Origin of the sequence: Massilia sp. TS11 (assembly GCF_022012445.1) — a bacterium.
Classification (GTDB): domain Bacteria; phylum Pseudomonadota; class Gammaproteobacteria; order Burkholderiales; family Burkholderiaceae_D; genus Telluria.
Map to the genome: position 1 here is coordinate 78,610 of NZ_JAKLTS010000008.1, position 10,148 is coordinate 88,757.

At 66.7% G+C, this 10,148-nt stretch carries 12 protein-coding genes; 7 read left to right on the forward strand and 5 right to left on the reverse strand.

Annotated features, from left to right (window positions below; all coding sequences use genetic code 11):
- Positions 1-16 precede the first annotated feature (16 nt).
- The 4 genes from ubiA (at position 17) to LZ005_RS13630 (ending at position 1,956) form a co-directional block, all read left to right on the forward strand.
- Positions 17-871 (forward strand): 4-hydroxybenzoate octaprenyltransferase, encoded by an 855-nt coding sequence (gene ubiA, locus LZ005_RS13615; RefSeq protein WP_237808617.1) that lies wholly within the window; start codon positions 17-19, stop codon positions 869-871.
- Between the two features lie 76 nt (positions 872-947).
- Entirely contained in the window at positions 948-1,277 is a 330-nt protein-coding gene (locus LZ005_RS13620) for a YqjD family protein (protein ID WP_237808618.1), read from the forward strand.
- 9 nt (positions 1,278-1,286) lie between these two features.
- Complete coding sequence (locus tag LZ005_RS13625; RefSeq protein WP_237808619.1) at positions 1,287-1,679, forward strand: phage holin family protein; 393 nt, start codon at positions 1,287-1,289, stop codon at positions 1,677-1,679.
- On the forward strand, positions 1,660-1,956 hold the full coding sequence (locus tag LZ005_RS13630) for a hypothetical protein (RefSeq protein WP_237808620.1): 297 nt from the start codon (positions 1,660-1,662) through the stop codon (positions 1,954-1,956). Before LZ005_RS13625 ends, LZ005_RS13630 begins: the two co-directional genes overlap by 20 nt.
- A 190-nt stretch (positions 1,957-2,146) precedes the next feature.
- Here the strand turns inward: LZ005_RS13630 and proC are convergent, their stop codons facing one another.
- Both proC and LZ005_RS13640 read right to left on the reverse strand, forming a co-directional pair.
- Positions 2,147-2,950 (reverse strand): pyrroline-5-carboxylate reductase, encoded by an 804-nt coding sequence (gene proC / locus LZ005_RS13635; RefSeq protein ID WP_237808621.1) that lies wholly within the window; start codon positions 2,948-2,950, stop codon positions 2,147-2,149.
- On the reverse strand, positions 2,947-3,648 hold the full coding sequence (locus LZ005_RS13640) for a YggS family pyridoxal phosphate-dependent enzyme (RefSeq protein ID WP_237808622.1): 702 nt from the start codon (positions 3,646-3,648) through the stop codon (positions 2,947-2,949). Before LZ005_RS13640 ends, proC begins: the two co-directional genes overlap by 4 nt.
- Before the next feature lie 45 nt (positions 3,649-3,693).
- Between LZ005_RS13640 and LZ005_RS13645 the strand changes: the two genes are divergently transcribed.
- Genes LZ005_RS13645 through LZ005_RS13655 form a run of 3 tightly spaced genes read left to right on the forward strand, consistent with a single transcriptional unit; the run spans position 3,694 to position 6,386 of the window.
- Positions 3,694-4,737, forward strand: coding sequence for a type IV pilus twitching motility protein PilT (locus LZ005_RS13645; RefSeq protein ID WP_237808623.1), 1,044 nt, complete (start codon positions 3,694-3,696; stop codon positions 4,735-4,737).
- Between the two features lie 24 nt (positions 4,738-4,761).
- Complete coding sequence (locus LZ005_RS13650) at positions 4,762-5,901, forward strand: PilT/PilU family type 4a pilus ATPase (protein WP_237808624.1); 1,140 nt, start codon at positions 4,762-4,764, stop codon at positions 5,899-5,901.
- 2 nt (positions 5,902-5,903) lie between these two features.
- On the forward strand, positions 5,904-6,386 hold the full coding sequence (locus tag LZ005_RS13655; protein WP_237808625.1) for a glutathione peroxidase: 483 nt from the start codon (positions 5,904-5,906) through the stop codon (positions 6,384-6,386).
- A 6-nt stretch (positions 6,387-6,392) separates the two neighbouring features.
- Here LZ005_RS13655 and glcF read toward each other — a convergent pair whose 3' ends face one another.
- The 3 genes from glcF to LZ005_RS13670 are packed head-to-tail and all read right to left on the reverse strand — an operon-like array spanning position 6,393 to position 10,134.
- Positions 6,393-7,607, reverse strand: coding sequence for a glycolate oxidase subunit GlcF (glcF, locus tag LZ005_RS13660; RefSeq protein WP_237808626.1), 1,215 nt, complete (start codon positions 7,605-7,607; stop codon positions 6,393-6,395).
- Positions 7,597-8,652, reverse strand: coding sequence for a glycolate oxidase subunit GlcE (glcE, locus tag LZ005_RS13665; RefSeq protein WP_237808627.1), 1,056 nt, complete (start codon positions 8,650-8,652; stop codon positions 7,597-7,599). Before glcE ends, glcF begins: the two co-directional genes overlap by 11 nt.
- Positions 8,653-10,134, reverse strand: a complete 1,482-nt coding sequence (locus tag LZ005_RS13670) for an FAD-linked oxidase C-terminal domain-containing protein (protein WP_237808628.1) — start codon at positions 10,132-10,134, stop codon at positions 8,653-8,655.
- Positions 10,135-10,148: the final 14 nt, after the last annotated feature.

Below are 10,148 nucleotides of genomic sequence, written 5' to 3' on the forward strand. Positions count from 1 at the left end.
CTCGTATAATGCGGGCATGAACAAACTCGCCCTGTACTTTCGCCTGGTGCGTCTTGACAAGCCGATCGGCATCCTGCTGCTGCTGTGGCCGACGCTGAACGCCATCTGGATCGCCAGCCACGGCCACCCCGATCCGCTGATCCTGACGATCTTCGTGCTCGGCACCGCGCTCATGCGTTCGGCCGGCTGTGCGATCAATGATTTCGCCGACCGCGACTTCGACAAGCACGTCAAGCGCACGGCCGAGCGGCCCCTGACGGCCGGCAAGATCGCCGCCTGGGAGGCCGTCGCCGTGGCCGGTGCGCTGGCCCTCGTGTCCTTCCTGCTGATTCTGCCGCTCAATGGCCTGACCAAGCAGCTGAGCGTGGCGGCCCTGCTGATTGCCACCAGCTATCCCTACTTCAAGCGTTTCTTCGCGATTCCCCAGGCCTATCTGGGGATCGCCTTCGGCTTCGGCATTCCGATGGCCTGGGCCGCGCTCACCGGCAGCGTGCCCCTGCTGGCCTGGTGGCTGCTGGTAGCGAATGTGTTCTGGGCCGTGGCCTACGACACCGAATACGCGATGGTCGACCGCGACGACGACCTGAAAATCGGCATCAAGACCTCGGCCATCACCTTCGGCCAGTTCGACGTGGCCGCCGTCATGCTGTGCTATGGCGTGTCGCTGGCGATGATCCTGGTGGGCGGCTGGGCGGCCGGCCTGCGCTGGGCCTTCGTGGCCGGCGTGCTGGTGGCGGCCGCCATGGCCCTCTACCACTACACCCTGATCCGCGGGCGCGAGCGCATGGCCTGCTTTGCCGCCTTCCGCCATAACAACTGGCTGGGCGCGGCCATTTTCGCTGGCGTCGCCATCGACTACTTGTTACGATAGAGACAATTGACCTCGCTCAAATACAGAACTTGAGCGTATCGCTAGACTGCATCCTTCAACTCAGGAGTAAAGGCCCATGATGGAACCGATCCCCACCACTTCCGGCGCGCGCGCCGCACGCGATCAACTGATGGACGACCTGCGCACCGTGATCGCCGATGCCGAGGTCTGGCTGCGCCAGAGCGGCAATGCCGCCGGTGAAGAATTCCAGGCTGCCAAGGCCCGTTTCGAGCGCACGCTGCAAAACGCCAAGGCCGATCTGGCCGTGCTCGAAGAGCGCGCGCTGGAAAAAGCCAAAGAAGCGGCCAAGGCCACCGACACCTATGTGCGCGAAAACCCCTGGAAGGCCGTCGGCCTGGGCGCGGCGATCGGCGTCGTGGTCGGCATGCTGATCGCCCGCAAGTAAGGGCAGCGCATGGCCATGCTCGAATCGGCGGGACGCATCGTCGCCACCCTGGTGGCGATGGTGCAGACACGGCTGGAACTGGCCGCGGTCGAGGTCGAAGAGGAGTCGCTCCGTTTCCTCAACACCTTGCTGCTGTCCCTGCTCGCCCTGTTCCTGGTCGGCCTGGCCGTGCTGCTCGGCAGTTTCTTCATCATCCTGCTGTTCTGGGACACTTACCGCTTCGCGGCCGTGCTCGGTCTGGCGGCCGTGTATCTGGTGGCCGGCGTCGCCCTGTTCCTGCGGGTGCGCGCCAACATGGTCAACAAGCCGCGCCTGCTGCAGCAAACCATGGCCGAGCTGGCCAAAGACATCGAAGCGATCAAAAACGCCACGGCGGACCCGCATGCATCCGAATCCCACTAGCCACGCGCAAATCCTGGCGGCCCGGCGCGAGGTGCTGGTCACGCAGTGCGCGCTCCAGCGCATCATGATCGTGACCGAGACCCAGGCCCTGCTCGAGCCCTTGCAGCCGAGCGGCTGGCGGCGCTATCTGGGTCCGCGCATGCAAGTGCCGCTGACCATCGCCGGCGTACTGCTCGGCCTGGCGGTCAGCCGTCCGAAGGGCGTACTGCCGCTGATGCGCAGCGCGCTCGGCATCTTCGGCCTGCTGCGTTCGGTCCTGCCGATGCTGCGCAAATAAGCGCCGCCGCACTCCCCCACAAAAAACCAGGCCCTTTTTTCCCCGCAGATAAATCGGGGTCTGACCCCTTTTTTCTGCCTGGATAAATGGGGTCTGACCCCATTTTTCCAGACCCCTTTTTTCCACGAAGATAAATCGGGGTCAGACCCTTTTTTTCCGCCGAGATAAATGGGGTCTGACCCCATTTTTCTTACTGGCCAAGTTCGCGGCCGAGTTCTTCGCCGCGCGCGGCGGCGGCTTTCACGGCGCGGATGATCGCTTGCTTGATGCCGTCCGCTTCCATGCTGCTCAGCGCGGCGTAGGTGGTGCCGCCCTTGCTCGTCACGCGCTCGCGCAGCACGCTCACGGGCTCGTCGGCGTTCACGGCCAGCTGGGCCGCGCCCTCGAAGGTGGCCAGGGCCAGCGCGCGGCCCTGCTCGGGTGTCAGGCCGAGCTCCTCGGCCGCCTGCTGCAGCGCTTCGATGAAATAGAAGACGTAGGCGGGGCCGCTGCCGGACACCGCCGTCACCGGGTCGATCTGGGCCTCGCTGTCGAGCCAGACAGTGCGCCCGACCGCGCGCAGAATCGCATCGGCCTGCGCGCGCTGCGCCGCGCTGACGCCGTCCAGCGCGAACATGCCGGTGATGCCTTTGCCGATCAGGGCCGGCGTGTTCGGCATCGTGCGCACGATCGCGTCCCAGCCGCCGAGCCAGCGCGACAGATCGGCCGCGCGGATGCCGGCCGCAATCGACAGCACCAGCGCACCGGCGCCAAGCGCGGGCTGCAGGGCGGCGGCCACGGCCTTCATCTGCTGCGGCTTGACGGCCAGCACCACCACCGATGCGGCGCTGACCTGCGCGTCGATGGCGCTGGCCGTGCTCACCCCATAGCGCGCGGCCAGGCGCGCCAGGGCCTCGGCGTTCGGGTCGACCACGTGGATGGCCTGGCCGGTCGCTGCCAGGCCGGCGATAAGGGCGGTGGCCATATTGCCGCCGCCGATGAAGGCGATGCTCATGCGGGTGCTTTCTGTGAATAGTCGCGGGCGCCGAACAGGGCGGTGCCGATCCGGATCAGGGTCGCCCCTTCCGCAATCGCCGCCTCCATATCGGCCGACATGCCCATCGACAGGGTATCGAGCGCGAGGCCGTCGCGCTGCAGTTGTTCATAGAGCGCGCGCAGACGCGCAAAATCGGCGTGCTGCTGGGCCACATCGGTGGTCGGCGCCGGTATCGCCATCAGCCCGCGCAGGCGCAGCTGGGGCAGCCTGGCCACGGCCTGGGCCAGGGCTGGCAGCTCGGCCGGCGTCACGCCGCTCTTGGTCTCCTCGCCACTGATGTTGACCTGCAGGCAGACGTTGAGCGGCCCTTTCTCGGGCGGGCGCTGGGCCGACAGGCGCTCGGCGATCTTCAGCCGGTCGACCGATTGCACCCAGTCGAAATGCTCGGCCACGGGGCGCGTCTTGTTCGACTGGATCGGACCGATGAAATGCCAGCAGATGCCGGGGCCGAGCGCTGCGATTTTGTCGAGCGCCTCCTGCAGGTAATTCTCACCAAATGTGTGCACGCCGGCGGCCACGGCCTCGCGCAGGGTCTCGACCGGATGGGTCTTGCTGACCGCGATAAATTGCACGGCATCACGGGGGCGGCCAGCAGCTTCCACTGCGGCAACTATCCGCGCGTCGAGCGCTTGCAGTTTCTCAAGCATTGGGGACATAATCGACTTCGTCTTTTCACCTGTATCAATCCTCAGGGATTATAAATGGACATCTCCGAACTGCTTGCTTTCTCCGTCAAGAACAAGGCTTCCGACCTGCACCTGTCGGCCGGTCTGCCGCCGATGATCCGGGTGCATGGCGACGTGCGCCGTATCAACGTGCCGGCCCTGGAGCACAAGGAAGTGCACAGCATGATCTATGACATCATGAACGACGGCCAGCGCAAGTCCTACGAGGAAATCCTCGAGTGCGACTTCTCGTTCGAGATTCCGGGCCTGGCCCGTTTCCGGGTCAATGCCTACAACCAGCAGCGCGGCGCTTCGGCCGTGTTCCGCACGATTCCGTCCAAGATCCTCTCGCTCGAAGATCTGAACGCGCCCAAGATCTTCGCCGAATTCGCCCTGCGTCCGCGCGGCCTGGTGCTGGTCACCGGCCCGACCGGCTCGGGCAAATCGACGACGCTGGCGGCGATGATCAACCACCTCAACGAAAACGAATACGGCCACATCCTCACCATCGAGGACCCGATCGAATTCGTGCACGAATCCAAGCGCTGCCTGATCAACCAGCGCGAAGTCGGCCCGCACACGCTGTCATTCAACAACGCGCTGCGCTCGGCCCTGCGCGAAGACCCGGACGCGATTCTGGTGGGCGAACTGCGCGACCTCGAAACCATCCGCCTGGCCCTGTCGGCCGCGGAAACCGGCCACCTCGTGTTCGGCACCTTGCACACCTCGTCCGCCGCCAAAACCATCGACCGTATCGTCGACGTGTTCCCGGCCGATGAAAAGGAAATGGTGCGTGCGATGCTGTCCGAATCGCTGCAGGCGGTGATCTCGCAGACCCTGCTCAAGACCAAGGACGGCAACGGGCGCGTGGCCGCGCACGAAATCATGGTCGGCACGCCGGCCATCCGCAACCTGATCCGCGAGGCCAAGATCGCCCAGATGTATTCGGCCATCCAGACTGGCTCGAACGTGGGCATGCAGACCCTCGACCAGAACCTGACCGACCTCGTGCGGCGCAATGTCATCTCGTCCGCAGCAGCGCGCGCTGCGGCCAAGATTCCGGAAAATTTCCCCGGCTAACCGGGCGCGCTGGAGACTCACACGATGGAACGCGACCAGGCTTCCCGCTTCATGTTCGACCTGCTGCGCCTGATGCTCAACAAAGGCGGTTCGGACCTGTTTATCAATGCGGGCTTCCCGCCTGCCATCAAGATCGACGGCAAGATGACGCCGGTGTCGAACCAGGCGCTGACGGCCCAGCACACGGCCGATCTGGCCCGCGCGATCATGAACGACAAGCAGACCGCGCAGTTCGAATTGCACAAGGAGGCCAACTTCGCCATCAGCCCGGGCGACCTGGGCCGCTTCCGGGTGTCGGCCTACGTGCAGATGGGTTCGGTGGCGATGGTGCTGCGTGTCATCACCTCGACCATTCCCAAGCTCGAAGACCTGGACATGCCGCCGGTGCTGAAGGACATCATCATGACCAAGCGCGGCCTGGTCATCATGGTCGGCGCCACCGGCTCCGGCAAATCGACGACCATGGCGGCCATGGTCGGCTACCGCAACGAGAACAGCTACGGCCACATCATCACGATCGAGGACCCGGTCGAATTCGTCCACCCGCACAAGAACTGCGTGATTTCGCAGCGCGAAGTCGGCGTCGATTGCGAGTCCTTCGAGATCGCGCTGAAGAACACCCTGCGCCAGGCGCCCGACGTGATCCAGATCGGCGAAATCCGCGACCGCGAGACCATGGAGCATGCGATCGCCTTTGCCGAGACGGGCCACCTGGCGATTGCTACGCTGCACGCCAACAGCGCCAACCAGGCGCTCGACCGCATCATCAACTTCTTCCCCGAAGAGCGGCGCGCCCAGCTGCTGATGGACCTGTCGCTGAACCTGAAGGCCATGCTGTCGCAGCGCCTGATCCCGCGCAAGGAAGCCAAGGGCCGCGTGTGCGCGATTGAAATTCTGTTGAACTCTCCGCTGATTTCGGACCTCATATTCAAAGGCGAGGTCCACGAGATCAAGGAGATCATGAAGAAGTCGCGCGAGCTGGGCATGCAAACCTTCGACCAGGCCCTGTTCGACCTGTACGAGGCCGACAAGATCAGCTACGAAGACGCGCTGCGCAATGCCGACTCCGTCAACGACCTGCGCCTGACCATCAAACTCAACAGCAAAAAAGGCACGAGCGCGTCGGAACTCACGGCTGCCACCGCCAAGCTCGGCCTGCTCTGACCATGAATACTTTCGACTTCAGCGCCAACAGCCTGCAGGGCAACAAGGTCGACCTAGCCCAGTACAAGGGCAAGGTCCTGCTCATCGTGAACACGGCCAGCGCCTGCGGCTTCACGCCCCAGTACAAGGGCCTGGAACAGGTCTACCAGCAATTCCAGGCCAAGGGCGTGGTCGTGCTCGGTTTTCCGTGCAACCAGTTCGGCGGCCAGGAACCGGGCTCGGCCGAAGAAATCGGCGCCTTCTGCGAAAAGAATTACGGCGTCAGTTTCCCGCTATTCGACAAGATCGACGTCAACGGCAGCCAGGCCCATCCGCTGTTCGCCTTCCTGAAAAAAGAGGCGCCCGGTCTGATGGGTACGGAAGCAATCAAATGGAATTTCACCAAATTCCTGGTGCGCAAGGACGGCAGCGTCTACAAGCGCTACGCCCCGCAGACTTCGCCCGAGGAAATGATCGGCGACATCGAGGCCCTGCTGGCCGAGTAAGCCCGCTCAGGCCAGCAGTTCGTCGAGCAGTTCGATCCAGTGGCGCACCGGCTGCGCCCCGCCCTGCAGCTGGCTGATGCAGCCGATATTGGCCGTGACCACCTCGGCCGCACCGGTGGCGGCCAAATTCTCCAGCTTGCGCGCGCGTAGCTGCTGCGACAGCTGCGGCTGCAGCAGCGCATAGGTGCCGGCCGAGCCGCAGCACAGATGGCTGTCGGCGCACAGCGCCACCTCCACCCCGACCGCCCGCAACAGGCCCTCGACGGCCCCGCGGATCTGCTGCCCATGCTGGAGCGTGCAGGGCGGATGGTAGGCCACGCGCTGACCGCGCGCCGCCACGCGCTGGGCGAACAGGGGCGTAAATTCCGCAAGCACTTCGACCACATCGCGCGCCAGCGCCGACACCCGCGCGGCCCGTTCGGCATAGGCCGGATCGTGCGCAAGCAGGTGGCCGTATTCCTTGACGCTGAGGCCGCAGCCCGAGGCCGTGATGACGATCGCCTCGACCGTGTCCAGATACGGCGTCCAGGCGTCGATATTGCGGCGCATATCGTCCAGGCCACCGGCCTGGTCGTTCAGGTGGTAGCGCAGCGCGCCGCAGCAGCCGGCCTGGGCAGGGCTGATCAGCTGCACGCCGCAGGCATCGAGCACGCGCGCGGTGGCGGCATTGATATTCGGGGCCAGGCCTGGCTGCACGCAGCCTTCCAGCAGCAGCATCTGGCGCGCCTGCGCGCGCTGCGGGCGCGGGCCGGCAGCGGCCGCCGGCATCAGCTTGGCGCGCAGGGCGCGCGGCAGCAGGGGGCGCAGCAGACGGCCGGCCTGCACGGCCGGGGTGAACACCCAGGGCCGCGTCAGGCTTTCCTTGAGCAGGGTGCGCAGGGCCTGCTGCGCGGCCGGGCGGCCCACCTTGTCCTCCACGACCTTACGCCCGATGTCGAGCAGGCGGCCATAGCGCACGCCCGAGGGACAGGTCGATTCGCAGTTGCGGCAGCTCAGGCAGCGGTCCAGATGCAGCTGGGTGGCGCGCGTCACCTCGCCCCCTTCGAGCACCTGCTTGATCAGATAGATGCGCCCGCGCGGGCCATCGCGCTCGTCGCCCAGCAGCTGGTAGGTGGGACAGGTGGCCGTGCAAAAGCCGCAGTGCACGCAGGCGCGCAGAATGCTTTCGGCCTCCTCGCCTTCGGGCGTGGCGCGGATGAAATCGGCCAGCTTAGTCTGCATACAGGCGCTCCCGGTCAAACACATGCTGCGGGTCGAACTCGTCCCACAGGCGGGCATGGATGCGCGCCACGGCCGGCGCCAGCGGATGGAAGGCGCCAACGGCCTTGTGCGGCGCGCGCCACAGCGTGGCATGGCCACCGGCGCGCGCGATCGCGTGGCGCAGACCAGCGGCGTCGAAGTCCGGGTCGATGCGCACCCAGCGCTGCGCCCCGCCCCATTCGATCAGCGTGTCGCCCAGGGCCAGCGGCAGGCCGTGCGCGGGCAGCGACAGGCGCCACAGGTCGCCCGGGCCCTGGAACCAGCCATGCTCCTGTTCGCGCAGGCTGCGCCAGAAGCCCTCGGCATCGGCCACCGGCTCGCCGCCGAGCAGGCGCTGGGCTTCCTCCACCGCAGCGCGGGCGCCGGCCAGGCGCACCCAGAGCGCGCCGCCGGTCCAGCAACTGGCCGACAGCGGCAGTGGCTGGCCACCCCAGGTATTGAGCAGGCGCAGCGCCTCGACCTGATCGCAGGCGATGCGCAGCGTGGCTTCGCACACGGGCTTGGGCAGCACCTTGACCGACACTTCCAGCAGCAGGCCGAGGGTGCCGAGCGATCCGGTGAGCAGGCGCGCGACATCGTAGCCGGCCACATTCTTCATCACCTGGCCGCCGAAATGCAGCACCTGGCCGCGCCCGTCCATCAGCACGGCACCGAGCACAAAGTCGCGCACCGCGCCGACACTGGCGCGGCGCGGACCGGACAGGCCGGCCGCAATCGCCCCGCCGAGGGTCGCATCGGGTCCGAAATGGGGCGGCTCGAAGGCCAGCATCTGGCCGCGTTCGGCCAGCGCCGCCTCGATCTCGGCCAGCGGCGTGCCGGCGCGCGCGGTGATCACCAGTTCGGCCGGTTCGTAGCTGACGATGCCGCGCCAGGCGCGCGTATCGAGCACCTCGCCGCGCGCCGCATTGCCATACCAGTCCTTGCTGCCGCCGCCGCGGATGCGCAGGCGGGCGCCGCGCGCGGCGGCGTCGAGGATACGGTCACGGAAGGAATCAACAGCCTGCATTCAGAACCTCGGCAAATCGGCAAACGGCAGGCGCCCGGCGCGCACATGCATCTTGCCGAATTCGGCGCAGCGGTGCAGCGTGGGGATGGCCTTGTCCGGGTTGAGCAGACCGGCCGGATCGAAGCCGCGCTTCACGCTGAAGAAGGCGCTCAGTTCAGCGTCGGTGAACTGCACGCACATCGAATCGATCTTCTCGATGCCGACCCCGTGTTCGCCCGTGATGGTGCCGCCCACTTCCACGCACAGCGCGAGGATGGCGGCGCCAAAGGCTTCGGCGCGGTGCAGCTGGTCGGGGTCATTGGCGTCGAACAGAATCAGCGGATGCAGGTTGCCGTCGCCGGCGTGGAAGACATTCGCGCAGCGCAGGCCGAAGCGCCCTTCCATCTCGGCGATCCCGCCCAGCACGCGGCCCAGGGCCTTGCGCGGAATGGTGCCATCCATGCAGTAGTAGTCGGGCGAGATGCGGCCGGCGGCCGGGAAGGCGTTCTTGCGGCCCGACCAGAAGCGCAGGCGTTCGGCTTCATCGCGCGAGACGGCGATGGCGGTGGCGCCCGCGCCCTCCAGCACGGCCGACATGCGCGCGATCTCCTCCTCCACTTCGGCCGGCGTGCCGTCGGCTTCGCACAGCAAAATGGCGGCGGCGTCCAGATCGTAGCCGGCCCGCACAAAGGGTTCGACCATGCGCGCCGAGGTCGCATCCATCATTTCGAGTCCGGCCGGGATGATGCCGGCGGCGATGATGCTGGCCACCGCCTGGGCGCCGGTCAGCACGTCGGCAAACGAAGCCATGATCACGCGCGCCACCTGGGGCTTGGGCACCAGCCTGACCGTCACTTCGGTGACGATGCCGAGCATGCCCTCGGAGCCGATGAACACGGCCAGCAGATCGAGGCCCGGCGCATCCAGGCCCTCGCCACCGAGTTCGATGATCTCGCCCTCGATGGTGGCCACGCGCACGCGCAGCACGTTATGGACGGTCAGTCCGTACTTCAGGCAGTGCACCCCGCCCGAGTTCTCGGCCACATTGCCGCCGATGGTGCAGGCGATCTGGGACGAAGGGTCGGGCGCGTAGTACAGCCCGTGCGGCGCGGCCGCCTCCGACACGGCCAGATTGCGCACCCCGGGCTGAACCACGGCCAGGCGCGCGTAGGGGTCGACGCGCAGGATGCGGTTCAGGCGCGCGGTGGACAGCACCACGCCCTCGCGCATCGGCTGGGCGCCGCCGGACAGGCCGGTGCCGGCGCCGCGCGGCACGACCGGCACGCCCAGCTCACGGCAGATATTCAGCACCGCCAGCACCTGGGCCTCATCCTGCGGCAGCACCACGGCCAGCGGCAGGCAGCGGTAGGCCGACAGGGCGTCGCATTCGTAGGGGCGGGTGTCCTCGGCGTCGACCAGCACGCACTGGGCCGGCAGGGCCGCGCGCAGGCGGCGCGCCACCAGCTGCTGGCGTTCGGGCGAGAAGGGGGGCGGATTGACCATGCCACGATTGTAGT

Bases quoted from the DNA above. Each gene is read 5' to 3' on its own strand.
- ubiA (WP_237808617.1), top strand. From the start codon at position 17: ATGAACAAACTCGCCCTGTACTTTCGCCTGGTGCGTCTTGACAAGCCG.
- LZ005_RS13620 (WP_237808618.1), top strand. From the start codon at position 948: ATGATGGAACCGATCCCCACCACTTCCGGCGCGCGCGCCGCACGCGAT.
- LZ005_RS13625 (WP_237808619.1), top strand. From the start codon at position 1,287: ATGGCCATGCTCGAATCGGCGGGACGCATCGTCGCCACCCTGGTGGCG.
- LZ005_RS13630 (WP_237808620.1), top strand. From the start codon at position 1,660: ATGCATCCGAATCCCACTAGCCACGCGCAAATCCTGGCGGCCCGGCGC.
- proC (WP_237808621.1), bottom strand. From the start codon at position 2,950: ATGAGCATCGCCTTCATCGGCGGCGGCAATATGGCCACCGCCCTTATC.
- LZ005_RS13640 (WP_237808622.1), bottom strand. From the start codon at position 3,648: ATGTCCCCAATGCTTGAGAAACTGCAAGCGCTCGACGCGCGGATAGTT.
- LZ005_RS13645 (WP_237808623.1), top strand. From the start codon at position 3,694: ATGGACATCTCCGAACTGCTTGCTTTCTCCGTCAAGAACAAGGCTTCC.
- LZ005_RS13650 (WP_237808624.1), top strand. From the start codon at position 4,762: ATGGAACGCGACCAGGCTTCCCGCTTCATGTTCGACCTGCTGCGCCTG.
- LZ005_RS13655 (WP_237808625.1), top strand. From the start codon at position 5,904: ATGAATACTTTCGACTTCAGCGCCAACAGCCTGCAGGGCAACAAGGTC.
- glcF (WP_237808626.1), bottom strand. From the start codon at position 7,607: ATGCAGACTAAGCTGGCCGATTTCATCCGCGCCACGCCCGAAGGCGAG.
- glcE (WP_237808627.1), bottom strand. From the start codon at position 8,652: ATGCAGGCTGTTGATTCCTTCCGTGACCGTATCCTCGACGCCGCCGCG.
- LZ005_RS13670 (WP_237808628.1), bottom strand. From the start codon at position 10,134: ATGGTCAATCCGCCCCCCTTCTCGCCCGAACGCCAGCAGCTGGTGGCG.